The sequence below is a fragment of the Leptotrichia wadei genome (assembly GCF_007990445.1).
GTDB classification, from domain to species: domain Bacteria; phylum Fusobacteriota; class Fusobacteriia; order Fusobacteriales; family Leptotrichiaceae; genus Leptotrichia; species Leptotrichia wadei_A.
In genome coordinates, this window is sequence record NZ_AP019841.1 from 97153 (window position 1) to 114330 (window position 17178).

General features: G+C 27.3%; 20 protein-coding genes, 1 tRNA gene, 1 other RNA gene and 1 pseudogene. 21 read left to right on the plus strand and 2 right to left on the minus strand.

All coding sequences use genetic code 11. From position 1 onward, the window contains the following. Positions 1-22 precede the first annotated feature (22 nt). From cobI to FVE74_RS00510, 7 genes and pseudogenes are all read left to right on the plus strand, one after another. Complete coding sequence (gene cobI / locus FVE74_RS00480) at positions 23-748, plus strand: precorrin-2 C(20)-methyltransferase (RefSeq protein ID WP_147002721.1); 726 nt, start codon at positions 23-25, stop codon at positions 746-748. Next, positions 721-1626: a hypothetical protein gene (locus FVE74_RS00485; protein WP_147002722.1), complete on the plus strand. Its 906-nt coding sequence runs from the start codon at positions 721-723 to the stop codon at positions 1624-1626. Before cobI ends, FVE74_RS00485 begins: the two co-directional genes overlap by 28 nt. Positions 1627-1672: 46 nt before the next feature. Continuing rightward, complete coding sequence (locus tag FVE74_RS00490; RefSeq protein ID WP_147002723.1) at positions 1673-2356, plus strand: hypothetical protein; 684 nt, start codon at positions 1673-1675, stop codon at positions 2354-2356. Between the two features lie 82 nt (positions 2357-2438). After that, a pseudogene (locus FVE74_RS00495) lies at positions 2439-2656 on the plus strand (DUF1016 N-terminal domain-containing protein); the annotation flags it as partial. A 33-nt stretch (positions 2657-2689) separates the two neighbouring features. After that, positions 2690-3358, plus strand: coding sequence for a hypothetical protein (locus FVE74_RS00500; protein WP_147002724.1), 669 nt, complete (start codon positions 2690-2692; stop codon positions 3356-3358). A gap of 34 nt (positions 3359-3392) precedes the next feature. Further along, positions 3393-4154 (plus strand): precorrin-4 C(11)-methyltransferase, encoded by a 762-nt coding sequence (gene cobM, locus FVE74_RS00505; RefSeq protein WP_147002725.1) that lies wholly within the window; start codon positions 3393-3395, stop codon positions 4152-4154. 43 nt (positions 4155-4197) lie between these two features. Beyond that, entirely contained in the window at positions 4198-4821 is a 624-nt protein-coding gene (locus FVE74_RS00510; RefSeq protein ID WP_147002726.1) for a hypothetical protein, read from the plus strand. 89 nt (positions 4822-4910) lie between these two features. Here the strand turns inward: FVE74_RS00510 and FVE74_RS00515 are convergent, their stop codons facing one another. Then, on the minus strand, positions 4911-5087 hold the full coding sequence (locus tag FVE74_RS00515; protein WP_197735178.1) for a hypothetical protein: 177 nt from the start codon (positions 5085-5087) through the stop codon (positions 4911-4913). Positions 5088-5223: 136 nt separating this feature from the next. Next, entirely contained in the window at positions 5224-6321 is a 1098-nt protein-coding gene (locus tag FVE74_RS00520) for an RNA-guided endonuclease InsQ/TnpB family protein (RefSeq protein ID WP_147002727.1), read from the minus strand. 230 nt (positions 6322-6551) lie between these two features. Here FVE74_RS00520 and FVE74_RS00525 point away from each other — a divergent pair, with 230 nt between their 5' ends. The 14 genes from FVE74_RS00525 to mvk all read left to right on the plus strand — a co-directional run bounded on the left by FVE74_RS00525 (position 6552) and on the right by mvk (position 17159). Then, positions 6552-7319: an NUDIX domain-containing protein gene (locus FVE74_RS00525; protein WP_147002728.1), complete on the plus strand. Its 768-nt coding sequence runs from the start codon at positions 6552-6554 to the stop codon at positions 7317-7319. A 23-nt stretch (positions 7320-7342) separates the two neighbouring features. Then, positions 7343-7627, plus strand: coding sequence for a hypothetical protein (locus FVE74_RS00530; RefSeq protein WP_147002729.1), 285 nt, complete (start codon positions 7343-7345; stop codon positions 7625-7627). A gap of 4 nt (positions 7628-7631) precedes the next feature. After that, positions 7632-8708, plus strand: a complete 1077-nt coding sequence (locus FVE74_RS00535) for a hypothetical protein (RefSeq protein ID WP_147002730.1) — start codon at positions 7632-7634, stop codon at positions 8706-8708. Positions 8709-8739: 31 nt separating this feature from the next. After that, positions 8740-9720 (plus strand): hypothetical protein, encoded by a 981-nt coding sequence (locus FVE74_RS00540; RefSeq protein WP_147002731.1) that lies wholly within the window; start codon positions 8740-8742, stop codon positions 9718-9720. Positions 9721-9764: 44 nt separating this feature from the next. Continuing rightward, complete coding sequence (gene cbiG, locus FVE74_RS00545; RefSeq protein ID WP_147002732.1) at positions 9765-10778, plus strand: cobalt-precorrin 5A hydrolase; 1014 nt, start codon at positions 9765-9767, stop codon at positions 10776-10778. Between the two features lie 87 nt (positions 10779-10865). Continuing rightward, entirely contained in the window at positions 10866-10991 is a 126-nt protein-coding gene (locus FVE74_RS12075; protein WP_255460263.1) for a hypothetical protein, read from the plus strand. Between the two features lie 85 nt (positions 10992-11076). Then, complete coding sequence (locus tag FVE74_RS00550; RefSeq protein WP_147002733.1) at positions 11077-11763, plus strand: hypothetical protein; 687 nt, start codon at positions 11077-11079, stop codon at positions 11761-11763. A gap of 83 nt (positions 11764-11846) precedes the next feature. Beyond that, entirely contained in the window at positions 11847-12512 is a 666-nt protein-coding gene (locus tag FVE74_RS00555; protein WP_147002734.1) for a hypothetical protein, read from the plus strand. 235 nt (positions 12513-12747) lie between these two features. Beyond that, positions 12748-12822 (plus strand) — tRNA-Gln (locus tag FVE74_RS00560). A gap of 242 nt (positions 12823-13064) precedes the next feature. Then, positions 13065-14078, plus strand: a complete 1014-nt coding sequence (gap, locus tag FVE74_RS00565) for a type I glyceraldehyde-3-phosphate dehydrogenase (protein ID WP_147002735.1) — start codon at positions 13065-13067, stop codon at positions 14076-14078. Positions 14079-14253: 175 nt separating this feature from the next. After that, entirely contained in the window at positions 14254-14979 is a 726-nt protein-coding gene (locus tag FVE74_RS00570) for a class I SAM-dependent methyltransferase (protein ID WP_147002736.1), read from the plus strand. A gap of 261 nt (positions 14980-15240) precedes the next feature. Continuing rightward, positions 15241-15756, plus strand: a complete 516-nt coding sequence (locus FVE74_RS00575) for a COG2426 family protein (protein WP_147004536.1) — start codon at positions 15241-15243, stop codon at positions 15754-15756. A 70-nt stretch (positions 15757-15826) separates the two neighbouring features. After that, positions 15827-16164, plus strand: a transfer-messenger RNA (tmRNA) gene (ssrA, locus tag FVE74_RS00580). A gap of 95 nt (positions 16165-16259) precedes the next feature. Further along, positions 16260-17159, plus strand: a complete 900-nt coding sequence (gene mvk, locus FVE74_RS00585; protein WP_147002737.1) for a mevalonate kinase — start codon at positions 16260-16262, stop codon at positions 17157-17159. Positions 17160-17178 lie beyond the last annotated feature (19 nt).

Below are 17178 nucleotides of genomic sequence, written 5' to 3' on the forward strand. Positions count from 1 at the left end.
TAAAAAGAAAGGAAAGTGAAATATGAAAAAAGGTAAATTTTATGGTATTGGAGTTGGAGTGGGAGATCCTGAAAATATAACGGTTAAAGCGACGAAAAAATTGCACGAAGTGGATGTAATTGTATTGCCTGAGGCGAAAAGTGGAGAAGGAAGCACGGCTTTTAATATTGTAAAAGAGTATTTGAAACCTGGTGTAGAGCAAATGTTTTTGGAGTTTCCGATGATAAAAGATGTGGAAGCAAGAAAAATTTTTAGAAAAAATAATGCTGATAAAATAAGTGAGGAACTTGAAAAAGGGAAAAATGTGGCATTTTTGACAATTGGAGATCCGATGACTTATAGCACATATACTTATGTTTTGGAGCATATTGCAGATGATGTTGAAGTGGAAACTATTGCTGGAATAACTTCGTTTAATAGCATTGCAGCTAGACTGAATGTGCCTTTGATGATTGGCGATGAAGATTTGAAATTGGTGTCTGTCAATCGAAAAACTGATATTTATAAGGAAATTGAAAATAATGATAATTTAGTTTTGATGAAAATAAGCAGAAATTTTGAGAAAATTAAAAAGGCAATAATTGAAACAGGAAATAAAGAAAATGCTGTAATTGTTTCAGATTGCGGAAAAGAAAATGAAGTTGTTTATTGGGATATTGAGAGTGTGGAGGAAGTTCCTTATTTTTCGACGATGATATTGAAGAAGAAAGGAGTTAAGGAGTGGAAGAGATTTCTAAAAACACTTTAAGGAAAATAAAAATAGCAAAGTTTATAATTCTTCAAATTTTATTTTTTGCATTTTATTTTTGGGTTGGAAAATATGATTGGGATTACGGCTTTGATTTACCATATCGTATAGTTTTTGAAGGAATCTCTTCGGTAGTAGCAGGCGTATTTTTTGGTTTAATATTTTATTTATTAGGAAAAAGTAAAGAATATGAAAATGATAAAATTTTGAAATTGCCAATATTTTTTATAATTTTATCAGTAGTATTATTATTTAGAATAGATATTATTGGAGTTATAAAATTATGTTTTTTCAACGGATTATTCATTTTAGGAATATTTAGAAGTAAAATAAAGATTAGAAGTTATTTATTTAAAGTTTCTAAAATTATATTATGGTTTATTGTAATGTATTTTTTAATTCCTATTCTTTCAATTATTTTTTCAATCTTCTTTGCAATCTTTTTTTTAATAATAGAAAGTATTTTGAGAATTGAGGGAAGTTTTGGTCAATACAGAATTTTAGTTCCATTTTTTCTTATCAATGTATTTTTCGGACTTTTTATAAAAAAATATTTTGATAAAGAAGAAATTGAAGTTGTAAGAATATTGACAATAACAGGCTGTCTAATAATTATGGGAATATTTGTTTTTATGGGCTTTAACTGGTACAAAGAAGATTATCACGCAATAATTTATACTTTTCCGTATAAAGTTTTGATGTATTTAGAAGAAGGTGAGAACAGCGTTGAAAAATTTGGAATTATAAAGACGTTAGAGTCGAGGTATTTTGTTTATGCGATGGTTGTTAATATGGGATTTTATTTGGGAACTTTGAAAATAAATAATAAAGATAAAAGGAGAAATTGTGTTAAAAACCAGATTGATGGAGATATTTAATAAGAAGTAGTTAAAATTGAAAAACTGAAAGAAAGAAGGAATTATTATGAAAAAAATTTTATTTATTTTGTCATTTATAGTGGCAATTCAAGGAATGGCAGAAACGATTGTAAAAGGGACTTATGATACAAAAAAGAAGAGATATGTAGAATTGAGTCAAGATTTTGTTAAAGAAATTAAATTAGATTATGTATTGCCAAGTGATAAAAAAGATTTGGTGACTTACAAAACTGAAAATTTTGATATTGTAGTAAGAAAAAGTGATTTATTGGAATTGTATAATAAGAATAGAGATAAAAAAGAAAATAATATAAAAAATAGTATTTCGGATAAAGATAAAAAATTGGATTATGTTCGTAATTATATTGCTGAATTAGTGGAAAACGATAGAGCGACTATTTATGAAAGAAAAACAAAAAAAGAAATAAAAAATATTGTAAAGATAAAATATAATAACAATACTTATTATGATGCGGGAAGAGGTTCAAATTACGATGGTTATAAATTTTATACAGACAAAAGTTTGTCGCAAGAAATTATGAAATTTGATATTATAACACAATTTGGAGTTGCACTTCATAGCAGTTTGGGAGATAATCCGTATAATAGGGAATTGACAGAAAAGGAAAAAGAATATAGAGAAAAAAATGGAAATCATTTTGAAGAATTAAAGGAATTATATAAGAAAGCGGTTCAAAATCCGAATGTGGAACAAAAAATTAGTTATTAGTAAAAAATATTTGATAAGTTATTTTTGAAATTAATATAAATGGGGGAAAAATGAGTAAAATTGAAAAAGGAATTGGGAGTAATATGGGAAAAAACTTTTAAAAGAATTGTCAAAAAATTGACAAAAGAGTATGAAAAAGGCTTTTCGAGATCTAATTTACAAAATATGAGGCAATTTTATTTGAAGTATCCAATTTGCCAGACAGTGTCTGGAAAATTGAGTTGGTCCCATTATTGTGAGATTCTGAGTATATCCGATGATAAAGAAAGAGCATTTTATGAGAGAATAATAATTTATGCTTTGATGAAAAGCAAATAATAGGAAAAGAGAAAAATGTTAGAAATAAAAAGAAAAGTTTACGATGATAAGGATTGGTATGAAGAATATATTCAAGTTTTAAAGGATGGAAAAGAAATCCATTATGGTGAAAGTTTTGAATTGCCAAAATATGAAAATGGAAATTATATATTTTATTTAAATTATGGAAACATAGAGTATTACAAATTTTTTAAAATTTATTTGAAAAAATGGAAAGATAAAATTTATTTTATTCCGAAATATAATTTTTGTGATGATAAGGTTTATGGATATTCACCGTTGGAATTTTTAGAGAATGATATAAAAGGAATTTTAGAGAATAAGGAAGAAATTAGTAAAATCAAGAAATTGACAATAAAGGATATTTTGTGTGAATGGGCATGTAATAGTCAGTTTAGAGAATTTTGCAATAGTTTTGAAGATTATCAGAAAAAATTGGTTAATGAAATTTATTTTGTGGATAACGAGATAATTAATAACGACATTTCAGGAAAATTTGAAAAGATTTTTGGAATGAAAAACAAAAAAATAGAAAAAATAAATGTTGAAGAAGTTGAAAAATTTGATAAAATATCCGTTTATCTTGAAAATGGGAAAGTTTGGGAAGCGTTTTTTAAGAAAAATGAAAAAATATATTTGAATACAGAAATATCAGTAAGTTTTCAAATAAATGAAATATTATAAAATAAAAAAATATAAAAAAGAAAGAGGTAATTTTATGAAAAAAGTATACTTCATAGGAGCAGGGCCTGGAGATCCTGAATTAATAACAGTAAAAGGACAAAGAATTGTAAAGGAAGCAGATGTCATAATTTATGCGGGTTCGCTTGTGCCAAGAGAAGTTATTGAATGTCATAAAGAAGGAGCGGAAGTTTATAATTCTGCTACAATGAATTTAGATGAAGTGATGGAAGTTACAATAAAAGCTCAGAAAAATGGGAAATTGGTTGCAAGAGTTCATACTGGGGATCCAAGTATTTTTGGAGCAATAAGGGAACAAATGGATATTTTGGATGAATATGGAATCGAGTATGAAGTCGTGCCAGGAGTGAGTTCATTTGTAGCTGCTGCTGCCGCAATAAAAAAAGAGTTCACATTGCCTGATGTGAGTCAAACAATAATTTGTACAAGACTGGAAGGAAGAACACCTGTTCCTGAAACAGAAAGTCTAGAAAGCCTAGCTTCACACAAATGCTCAATGGCAATATTTTTGTCTGTACAAATGATTGATGAAGTTGTGAAAAGACTATTAAAACATTACGAGAAAACAACTCCAATTGCAATTGTCCAAAGAGCTACTTGGGATGATCAAAAAATTATTATGGGAACATTGGAAAACATTGCTCAAAAAGTGAAAGATGAAAAAATTACGAAAACTGCACAAATTTTAGTTGGAAACTTTATGGGGGATGAATATTCTAAATCTAAACTTTATGATAAGACATTTTCGCATGAGTTTAGAAGAGGGATTAAAGAATAAAATTATAAAAATTTTAGAACAAAAAAAAGAAGGAGAATTTTAAATGAAAAAAATATTAGTGATTATGTTATTTGCACTTTCGTTGCAAATTTTTGGACAAGGTTATGAAGTGACGAAAGGGAAAAATGTTACATTGTCTGCAGAACAGATTGAGATGGAAAATAAAAAGATTGAAGAAAAGATAAAGTATTATATAAATAGAGGTTTTAAAGAGTACTTATCAACATTTTCAGAAGCAGAAAATGCTATGAAAAATCAAAAAAATAATAAATCAGAAGATATTTATCTTTATAAAACTTTCTTAGAAGTTTATTCACAGATGTTTGATCTTATGGCTGAAAATACTAAAATAGAAGTAAAAAGTATAAAGTATTTATTAAATTCAAAAGCAATTGTAAAATGTGAAATAAAAATACCTTCATTTGATAAATTGGACAATTTAAGTGAAGAGGAAATTCAAAAAAGTTTGGTGGAGAAATATAATGCTGATAAATTAAAAAATATGAATGAAAAGGAAATAGCCGCAGAATTTTTGATGTATATGATAGATTCAATGAAAAAAGAATTTAAAGAAAATCCATCTTATGAAATTACTAAAAAAGATATTACTTTTGAAAAAAAAGGAAATGATTGGAAATCAAAGGAATATGAGGAAATGTTTAAATAAAATAATATTAAAATGATGTATTTATAAAAAAATAACATAATTAGAAAACTAAATGAAAATTTCAAAAAGTTTAATAATTATGTTTTTTTTTATGCTCTATTATCAAAATATCTTTGCCACATTTGCAATTTCAATCGTGAAATCGGACCTACAAGCAATAATTGTAACGGCAAAGCAGCTATAAAGTTCATTCCCCAAGCTGTAAAATATGCACTTACGATATTTTCTGGCAATTCAGGACGCATTAACAGACCGAAAACTGACATAAAAGTCACTATTCCAGTAACCAGTGAACTACTCCCGCTTTTAGAAGCGGGAGCTTCTTGGGAAGTACCTGCTTTTGCTAGCCAAATATATTTACCAAGCTCTTCGGACAGTTCCTGCCCTGTTTTTTTTATTTTTCTAATATTCCATTATTTCTTTTCCAACATTTCTTATATTCAATGCAGCATTGTAATCTCTATCAATTTCAATTCCACAGCACTCACATTTATAACTTCTTTCTGATAATTCCAGTTTCTCTTTAACATTTCCACATTTACTACAAGTTTTCGACGATGGAAACCACTTATCTATCTTCAAAAATTGCTTTCCTAAAAACATCAACTTGTACTCAAGCATCCTCAAAAACATTCCCCATCCATTATCTCCTACACTTTTCCCAAAATTTAATGCCTGATTCATCCCTTTCATATTCAAATCCTCAACAACCACAGCATTATAATCTTCAGACAATTTTTTCGATAATTTATGCAAAAAATCTCTTCGGCAATTTTTGATATACTCATGCAATTTTGATATTTTCGCTTTTTGCTTATACCAATTTTTAGAAAATTTCACTTTTCTTGACAATGACTTTTGTAATTTTTTCAATTTTTTCTCCAATATCCTAAAATATTTTGGATAATCAGCTCTTTGGTTTTCAGAACTGACAAATAATTCAGACATTGAAAAATCAAGTCCAATTACTTTATCATTACTTGGCATTTTTTGAATTTCTTTTTCAAATTCCGTCAAAATAGAAACATAGTAATTTCCATTACTGTTTGTCAATGTTGCCGACTTTATCTTGTAATCCTTCGGTATTTCTCTATGATATTTTAATTTTATTCTTTTCAATTTTGGCAAAACCAAATATTTGTTTTCCTCAATTCGTATTGAATTATTCACACAATTTGTCGTGTAACTTTTAACACTTTTCTTTTTAGATTTGAACTTTGGAAACTTTGCTCTCTTTTGAAAGAAATTCGTAAACGATCGTTTTACATTCAATTGAGCATTTGAAAGTGCCAGACTGTCCACTTCTTTTAAAAATTGATTTTCACTTTTCAAACTGGCAGGTGTAATTATTTTATTTTTCCCAGTTTCTTCATAAAATTTATTCGCAGTATATAAAATCGTATTGTAAACAAAACGAACACATCCAAAAGTCTTGTTTATCAACAATTCTTGATCTTTATTTGGATAAATTCTGTATTTGAATGCTAAATTATATTTCATAAATTACACCTCCTTTCGATTTTGAATATTATTTTTAATTATTTCTTTAGAGATTTTATCATAAGAGTATCCTTTTTTCAATTTTTTTTACAAAAAAAGCAATTCATCTCCCACTTATAGAAGTCGGAGACTTCTTGCTATCTTTTTGTTAAAATTTTCTAACACTATTCTAAATCAACATAACTATATGGTATAATATTTTATAAATAAAATAAAAAAAGGAGATAAAAGTGATTACAACATTATGTTATTTAGAAAAAGATGAAAAATATCTAATGCTACATAGAACTAAAAAGAAAAATGATATAAATAAAGGAAAATGGCTAGGAATTGGCGGAAAATTGGAAGCTGGGGAAACACCCGAAGAGTGCTTAAAAAGAGAAGTGCAAGAGGAAACTGGCTACAAATTGAATAGTTATGAATTTCGTGGACTTGTGATTTTTAATTACAACAATGATGAGCCATTATTTATGTATCTTTACACAAGTTCAGATTTTTCAGGAAATCAGCATGAATGTGACGAAGGCAACTTAAAATGGATTCCCAAAAAAGAAATTTTTGGTTTAAAATTGTGGGAAGGCGACAAAATATTTTTAGAATTATTGTTTAAAAATACGCCATTTTTTTATTTGACTTTAAATTATGAAAACGACAATTTATTGAGCTCAAAATTAGAATTTAAAGAAAAATACAGCTGTTTTGAAGTTTTTGCTCCAGAAAATTATGTGGAAAAAATTGTGGAAAACTTACAAAAATACAACCTTTTGACAGAAGGATTTTATGCAGATGTTTATTCTACAATTGATGGAATTGGACATTGGAAAACTTTGGAAGGCGGAAATCCTTTTGACGGAGAAATTGGAAAATCCAGTGTTGCTAATGAGAAAATTATGAAATTTAGAGTGAAAAAAGAATTTTGTGAGTTAGCATATTATTTGATTAAGGAGGTTCATCCTTATGAAACGCCTGTGATTAATGTGTTTGAGATGGAAGTGTAGAATTTTATGGACTAGGGGGATTTATGAAAATAAAATTATTTAAAATTTTTAAATATTTTAAAGATATAGTTTTTTGGAATAGAGAAAAATATAATAAATATTACGAAGCGTTGAAAAAATTTTATCCTGAATATTATTTATCAATAAATGATTATGAAGAAGATGATGTTGATGAAGAGATTGAGGGAACAAACTTAGAAACAGAAAAATTTCAATATTTTAAAAATAGTGAGATAGAAAAATTATTAAAAGAATATTATGAATCATCAAATATTTCATTTTCCTTTTGGAAAGAAAAATTTTTTTGATAAATTGAAAAAAGAATGTACAACACAAGATATAAATAAAATTTACAGTTTGATTTTTGAAGGTGATAAGTGTGTTGAAACTGATAATTTGAGATTTGCGAATAAAATAGATAAAATTTTAAATCAAAATAAATTTGAAAAAGATTTTTTTAAATATAACCTTATGAATAATGATAAAAGTGAATTGAAGGAAATATTAAAAGAATACGAAGCCAATTCAGAAAAAGGAATAAAAAAATTTATTAAAAAATATTTTTTTCTAAAATATAACAAAATTTTGGGTTTATGTATAAATAGTAATGAAAATATTTTAAAAAATTGGATTTTTTCAAAGCCATTTTTCTTAAATATAGAAAATATGATGTTTAAATATAAAATGAAAAAAATAAGTAATGAAGCAATTTCAGGCTATGTTTTTTATATAACTTTAATTCCTTTATGTCTGCAATTTACAGGAATTATGCTTATGTTAATGGGAAGTTTACAAATTAATTATTGGATAATTTCATTAGTTATAGGAATAATCTTTCTTATTTTAGATTGGGATGCACTTATAAATTATAGAGAGATAGAAGGAGGTTTTTCCTCAGGAATGACAAATTGTTATTTATTTTTTGAACCAATCATTTATTTAATTTATCATTTGAAATGTCAGAATTTTAGTTATGAGAATTTTTATCAACTTTTAGGATTAAATTTAATATTTATTATATACTTTATTACAAAACAGAGAATAGTTTATCTTCGTGTAAAAAAAGTATCTAAATATTTTATAGATAGCATTTTGGGAAAAACTTATACGAAAGAACTAATAGTTGAAAATGAAATACAAGAAATTAAAAAATCAGATTTGATAGAAAATTGGATAAAACTTTTAAAAAGTAAACTTTCTAAATTAGTATTAAAAAAATATATATTTAGAAAAGTACCAGAATATGAAGGATTAATTGAAGATTTTATTCATTTTGAATCGGATGATAAAAAGAAAATTTTGGAAATTTTAAAATCTAAAGGAATTATAGAAAAAAGTAAAATACCAAAAAAAGAAAAGAAATTATTGTATAAAAGATTAAAATTATAGATTTAAAAAATAGAAAAAAGGAGAAAATTTTATGAAAAAATTAATTTGTGCAATTACAATTTTTTTAGCAACAAGTTTAGGAGCAAATGCATACACGCTTAGGGAATATGTTCAAGAAACGCTTTCTAAAAAAGGAGTAAAACAAAGTATAATTGATGAAACATCAGACTTTCTATTAGATTCAAGAGGTGAATTATCAATTATTCCACAGAAAGATGAAATTGATGAATTGATTAACAAGGCAGAAGTATTGCTGAAAAAAGATAAAAATAATGTTTTAGTTAGACAATACTTAATAACATTGTATTTAAAAAAAGGTGGGGATAAAAATATTTTAAAAGCACAAAAAATAGGTGAAGAAAATTTACAAGATAAGGAAATTACTGACTTTGAAAAATGGAGTCTGGCAGGTCTCTATTATTATCAAATTGGTCAAAAGGAAAAAGCTCAAGTATATTTTAATAAAATTAAAGAAAAATATAAAGATAAACCAGCTGTTTATGATCTAATTGAAATTGCGACTATGGAAATTGATATTCATGGTAAGAGCAAGAATTTTCAGGAATTACTTAATCAAGCATTGGAAAATGAGAAAAAAATGAAGGAAATAAAGGAAATCAGTGATAAGCAAATGAAAAAAATAGTAGTTGTTAAAGATTTTTTTCAGTCAGAAGAAAATAAAAGAGATTTTAAAATTGTAGACGAGTTAGTTTACGGATTTGATTTAACGTTAAATTTTTCAAAAATTAATGAAATATTAGAGAATTATTCGGAAGATTCAAGTGAAGAAAAAACAGAAGTTATAAAAAAAGCGATTGATTATTATTTGAGAAATATTGCAAATAATGAGAAAATGACAGAAGATTCAATAAAGTATAATATTATTCTAGAAAATATGTACTTGAAAATAATGAGGATGGTGGCATCGTTTGATGAAAAAGAAAGCGAAGAGTTTTTAAATAAATTAGAAAAAAGTAAGCTTTATGAAGTTATGAGAAAATTAGAAGAATAAGTTCAAATAAAAAGTTAAAAATTTAGTGATTAGGAGAGATAAAAATGAGAACAGCAGTATATTGCGTAAGTAAAAACGGATACGAAACATGTTTAAAAATAAGAAACAATGTTTATAAAAATTTGCATATTTATGTGTCACAAAGAGTGGCAAATATGCTCAATCTTGAAAGTGAAAATGTGGAAAATTTGTTTGTGATAAATGAGCGAGTGCCAATTTTATTAGAAAAGACATTTGATAAATATGATTTACATATTTTCGTTGCAGCAACTGGAGCAGTTGTGAGAATTATTGAAGGGAAATTTAAAAGCAAGGACACAGACCCAGCTGTTATTACAGTTGATGACCATGCTAATTTTGTGATTTCATTACTTTCAGGACATCTTGGTGGTGCAAATGAAGAATGTAAAAAAATTGCAAATGGAATCGGAGCAATCCCAGTAATTACAACAGCTTCTGACGTCGGTGGGAAAATTGCGGTTGACACATTGTCACAAAAAATTAAAGCAAAATTGGAAAGTTTGGACGATGCCAAAAGAGTGACTTCGCTTATTGTAAATGGAGAAAATGTGAGTATTCATTTGCCAAAAAATATCGTAGAAAACGACAAAAATTGTGCTGGAGCAATAATTGTTTCAAATAGAAAAAATATCGAAATTTCTAAAATTATTCCAAAAAATATTATTCTCGGAATCGGCTGCAAAAGAAATACACCGAAAGAAAAAATCATCGAAAAAATAAATTATGTAATGGAAACTCAAAATTTAGAAATGGACTCGATAAAAAAAGCCGCATCCGCTTGGGTAAAATCTGATGAAATTGGACTTTTAGAAGCAATGACGGAATTAAATATTCCAATAGAATTTTTTGAAAAAGAAAAAATTTTGGAAGTAGAAGATTTAGTTGAAGAGCGTTCAGAATTTGTAAAAAATCAAATTGGAGTGTACGGCGTTTCCGAGCCCTGTGCGTACTTAGCTTCGAGCAGAAAAGGTAGTTTTTTAGTGAAAAAAGTTAAGATGGAAGGGATTACAATTTCAATTTTTGAAGAGGAAATGTAGAATAAAAATTTAAATTTAGTAGCTTTAATAACGAAAGAAAAAATTCAGCAAGATTTATTAAAAGTAGGTGTGAAACAAGGGGTGAAATTGGATAAGAAATTTGTAGAAGAATTTGTAGTAGAAAATGAAGATGTGAGACTGAAAAAATTTATATTAGATTTTTGGAAGATATTTTTTTCGAGTAAATTTTTCAGAAAAGACGATAAAAGTTGAGAGAAAAAATTTTTATTTTCTATATTTTGAAAAAATATGCTATAATTTTGACAAAGAAAAATAAAAGATAAAGTGAGGAGAGTTTATGAAAAAATTATTATTTATATTGATGTTGGCAGTAATGGGAAATGCACTTGCAGGGACGACAGTGCAAAAAAATCGGAATACATCAATGAATATGGTATTGGGAAGTGAGAAAATTAAAATTGAAAATGCCTTTCAAAAAGATATGGAAAATATTAAGAAGATGGTTGAAAATCAGACTTTAACGGAAGTGATTAAATATTCTTTTAGTAATAATGCAGATTTATTATTTGACAAAGATTATAAAATTAGTGATTTAAATAAAAAAAAGATATTGGAAAAATTTTCTAAAGGATGTTCTGATATTTATTTGAAAAATATGAAATTAAGATTTGCTGTTAAAAATATTAAATCTATTGATAATAAAAATGTTGAAGTAGTGTATGATATAAAAATGAAGGATTTCGATAAGGCATTGGAGGGAACAGAAAAAAATTTTGAAGAAAATGTTAGGACTAATGTTTTAAAGAAATCAGGTTATAAAAGTGAAGATGAAATAGAAGCTTTAATGGTAAAAAATGGAAATGAATCAGAAAAAGTACGGATTTATGACATTATGGTAGATGAAATTTTGGATATTATAGGAAAAGCCTTGGAAAATACAAGTTTAGAAACAGTAATTTCAGCAAATGAAAAAGCAGTATTGACTGAAGTAAACGGACAATGGGAATTAAATGAACTAAAGTAAAAAAATTTAATTTATTAAAAAATTTTTTTGAAAATATGGTATAATATTAATAGAAAAATAAAAAATATATTAAGGAGAAGATCATGAAAAAATTATTATTTTTAATTATGATGATTGTTGCAGGAAATGCTTTTACAGCAGGAACACAGGCAAATGAAGATATGGCAATAAAAAGAGCACTTCAAAGCAGGCTGAATTCATTTTTCTTCACAATTGTAAATGAAGGAATAAGAGATAATGAAAGAAATCTTGAAAAGGAAGCATATAGCAAATTGTTTAAAAAGGATTATATTATCAGTAATTCTTTGAAAAGAGAGATTGTGGAAAAATATGCAAGGGAAATTTCAAGAATTACAGCAGATGAAACAAAGTTAAAATTTGATGTGAAACAAATAGATTATCTTTCAAATGGTGAGGCAGAAGTAGTTTATGATATAAAATCCAAAAGTTTGAAAAGCGTTCCAGATATGCTGGAAGTAGATGATCAAACAGAAAGAAGAATTTTAGAAAGAGCCAAGATGACCGAAAGTGAATTAGAAGCAATTATGAAGGAAAGAGGAAATGAGCCTGCTAAACGAAATTATTATAATGTTGCAATTGAAGAAAGAATAAACATGTATGAAAAAGAAGCTAAGAAAGTTACTGATGAAGAGGTAATATTACAAGATTTGCCAGCATTGATGGTAAAAGTAGATGGAAAATGGGAATCAGAGAATTTGGAAAAGGCACTAAAAGGAATTAAAGAATAAAGAAGTTTTTCCATATATTTCAGTTTTTGAAAATTACATAGTAGGAATGATCGTTTGATAAGAGATTTTGATGTGTCATTTTTACTATGTTTTTTTATATATTTTTTTTCTACGCTTGATTATACAATACACCGATATTAAAATATTGAAAAATTATAAAAAAAGTGTTGACAAAATCAATTTTTTTTTGTATAATAATTAATGTCCGTAAAGGATAAAAATATGAAGATGTTGTTGGGCTGTCGCCAAGCGGTAAGGCACTGGACTTTGACTCCAGCATGCAATGGTTCGAATCCATTCAGCCCAGCCATTTTAAAAAACAAATTACGATATTGTATTATATATACTACTAGGATTTAGTAGTTTTTTTTTTGCTTAAAAATTATAATTTAATATTTATTTTTTTAATTTTTTTGAATATAAGTATTTTAAACAAAACTATAAAATTTATTAATTTTTGCCGTTGAAAATTCAAAAAAAATGTGGTATACTCAAAATGTAAGAAATAATATATATTAATATATATTAAAATTTTTAGGAGGTATTATTAAAATGGCAGTTAAAGTAGCAATTAATGGATTTGGAAGAATCGGAAGATTAGCATTAAGATTAATGTCAGAACAAACAGACAAATTTGAAGTAGTGGCAATTAATGATTTAACAGATGCTAAAATGTTAGCACACTTATTCAAATACGATTCATCTCAAGGAAGATTCAATGGAACTATTGAAGTTAAAGAAGGAGCTTTCGTAGTAAACGGAAATGAAATTAAAGTTTTCGCAGAAGCTGATCCTGAAAAATTACCTTGGGGAGATCTAGGAGTAGACGTAGTATTAGAAGCAACAGGTTTCTTTGCAACTAAAGAAAAAGCTGAAAAACACGTAAAAGCAGGAGCTAAAAAAGTAGTTATTACTGCACCTGGTGGAAATGATGTTAAAACAGTAGTTTACAACGTAAACCACGAAATCTTAGATGGTTCAGAAACAGTTATTTCAGGAGCTTCTTGTACAACTAACTGTTTAGCACCAATGGCTAAAGCATTAAATGACAAATTTGGAATCGTAACTGGAACAATGACAACTATCCACGCTTACACAGGAGACCAAAATACATTAGATGCACCACACAGAAAAGGTGACTTAAGAAGAGCAAGAGCTGCTGCAGTAAATATCGTACCTAACTCAACAGGAGCTGCAAAAGCAATTGGATTAGTAGTACCTGAATTAAACGGAAAATTAGATGGAGCTGCTCAAAGAGTACCTGTTCCAACTGGTTCATTAACTGAATTAGTATCTATCTTAAACAAAAAAGTAACTGTTGACGAAGTAAATGCAGCTATGAAAGAAGCAGCTACTGAATCATTCGGATACACTGAAGAACCATTAGTTTCTTCTGACATCGTTGGAATTCACTTTGGATCATTATTTGATGCAACTCAAACTAAAATTGTTCAAAATGGAGATGTTCAATTAGTTAAAACTGTATCTTGGTATGACAACGAAATGTCTTATACTTCTCAATTAATCAGAACTTTAGGATACTTCGCAAGCAAAATTGCTAAATAATTGATTTAATTAAATTCTAAAAAGATCAACTTTAGGAAATCGGCTAGAAATAGTCGGTTTTCTTTTTTTATTATTTTAAATTTTCTTTTTAAAAAATCAATTTATATTTTGTAAAATATGTGCTATACTATAGTGAAATTATTTAAAGTAAAAAATTTTTAAATCTGGAGAAAAGATGAAAAATATAGAAAATATGAAAAAATTTTATGATACAATTTCAGAAAAGTATGATTTTATTTTCTCGCTTTCAGATGTTCAAAAAAATTTTTTTAAAAAATATGTCAGTGGAAAAAAAGTTCTTGATGTTGGAACGGCAACAGGAAATTTGTCAAAATTTTTAAAGAATGAAAAATTTGAAGTGACTTCGATTGACATAAATGAAAAACTTATTGAGCAGGCTGGAAAAAAGGGAATAGATGTAAAAAATCTGGATATGCTGAAAATTGATGAATTGGGAAAATTTGATACAATAATAAATGTTGGGAATACGTTGCCACATTTAAATAATAAGGATGAGATTTTTTTGTTTTTGAAAAAGGCTTATTTGCAGTTGGAAAATGGTGGGAAACTAATTATTCAGCTGATAAATTTTTATAAATTTTTTGAAAATCAAGAATTTGAATCTAATTTTTTAGGAAGTTTACCATTAATTCAGAATGAAAATGTTAAATTTGAACGTTTTTACTATAAAAGTTCAGATAATAATGTGATTTTTAAAACTATTTTGGATGAAAAATTTGAAAATGAAGAAATTTTAGTTAATGTTAATTATTTTGACTTTATGGACTTTTTTAAGAAATTAAATATAGATGATGTGAAGGTGTTTGGCGGTTTTAATGAAGCAGAATTTATTTTGGAAAAATCACAGCCATTGATATTTGTAATTACAAAAAAAGTCTAATATTATTTTTTAAAATGAAGTTTAGTATAAAAAATAATGTAAATAAATTTAGGAAATTGTAAAAGTAATAAAGATTGAATAATGGCAGTATATAATAATCATAAGTGGGGGAAGAAGCTTTATCAGGAGTGGAGAAAAGCAAGAAAACCAAAAAATACTGCGTTTATTGTAATTTTTAGAATTTTACAAATGACTAAAGAAATATAAAGAAAGGAGTGTATGGTATTTTATATAATTATTTATGTATTTATCATACAAAAAATGATGAAATCTTTTATAAATTTTATAAAAGTTGCTTTAATTGGAGCGCCACTTTTAAATAAAATGATAGGAATATTTCTTATTTCAATGTTTCCTGTAATTGAATTGCGTGGGGCGATACCAGTTGGAGCGGCTATTGGGTTGCCTTGGTATTTGAATATGATTGTTTCTATTGTGGGGAATATGCTTCCTGTGCCATTTATTCTTTTGTTTTCGGTAAAATTTTTTGAATTTATGAAAAAGCGGAATATTTTGGTAAAATTTATTGAAAAAATAGAAAATCGGGCTAAAAAACGTAGTGAAGGGCTTGCAACAGGGGAGTTTATTGGACTTATGCTGTTTGTGGCAGTTCCATTTCCTGGGACAGGTGCTTGGACAGGTGCATTGATTGCGGCTTTGCTTCAATTTGAGAGAAAAAAATCGTTTTTTTATATTGGATTGGGAGTAATAATAGCTGCTGCAGTAATGACTATGGCATCTTATGGAGTAATAAGTATTTTTGCGCCAAAACATTAAAAAATTTTAAATAGGCTGTTGAAAAATAAATATTTTTGTGGTAAAATGACTTAAAGTTAAATATTATTAAGGGAATGTTTTGGTTTCGACAGGATAAAAAGATTATTATCGGCAAGTAAGCGGGAGCTTTAAAATCCATTTTAAAATAATCGGAAACGATAATTACGCATTAGCTGCCTAAGATAGCGGCTCATCTCTTTTGGAAACGCCATTTTTCCATTAGATGATGTCATTTTTAATGGCTTACCTAAATGTATGATTATGTCATTTAGGGAAATTCTATAATCTCGCCTTTAGACTTTTGTCTGTTTAATATCTAACGGTTAAAGCGTTAAATAGACTAAACTTGTAGAAGATAGTAAGGACTTTCTATTTTGGACACGGGTTCGATTCCCGTCATTTCCACCAAAACAGAAAATAAAAAGTAAAATTTTAGATAGATTAAAAGAAGCGGGTCATTAGGCTCGTTTTTCTTTAATTAGAAATAGGAGATTTTAGTAAAAATGAAAAGAGGTATTGGAAAATCACATAGTAAAATCATATTAATTGGGGAACATTCTGTCGTTTATGGCTATCCTGCCATTGCTATTCCATTAAAAAAAATTGAGATTGAATGTGCAATAGAAGAGGCAAAAAGCAATTTTTTTTATGATGAAACAGATACACTTTCAGTCGCAATTTTTACTGCATTAAAATATTTAAAAAAAGAAAATGTAAAAATAAAATACAAAATAACTTCTCAAATTCCTCAAAAACGTGGAATGGGCTCTTCAGCAGCAGTTAGCATTGCGGCAATTCGTGCAATATTTAACTATTTTGGAGAAAATTTAGAAGATGAATTATTGGAAAAATTAGTGAATACGGCAGAAATTGTGGCTCATAAGACTCCAAGCGGGCTGGATGCAAAAACTTGCCTTAGCGATAAGGCTATAAGATTTGTAAAAAACAAGGGATTTTCATACATTGACTTAAATCTTGATGCGTATCTTGTGATTGCAGATACAGGCATTTATGGAAATACTGGTGAAGCGATTCAAAATGTGAAAAATTTAGGAAGTAAAGCTGAACTTTCCTTGAAAAAATTAGGCAGATTGACAGATGAAATGACTAGAATTTTAACTGGAAATATTGAAAATAAAGAAGAAAAAATAAAAAAAATTAGTAAAATTGGGGAAATTATGACAGCAGCAAATACAGAACTTGGAAAATTGAATATAACTATTGAAAAGACAGAGTTATTTGTAAAAACGGCGATTGAAAATGGAGCGGCTGGAGCCAAAATTTCTGGTGGCGGTTTGGGAGGCTGTGTAATTGCACTTGCCGAAAATTTGGAAATTATGGAAAAAGTAAAAGATGGATTTACAAAATGTGGGGCAGAAAATATTTGGGTGGAAAAAATTTAATATTTAAAAATTTAACGAA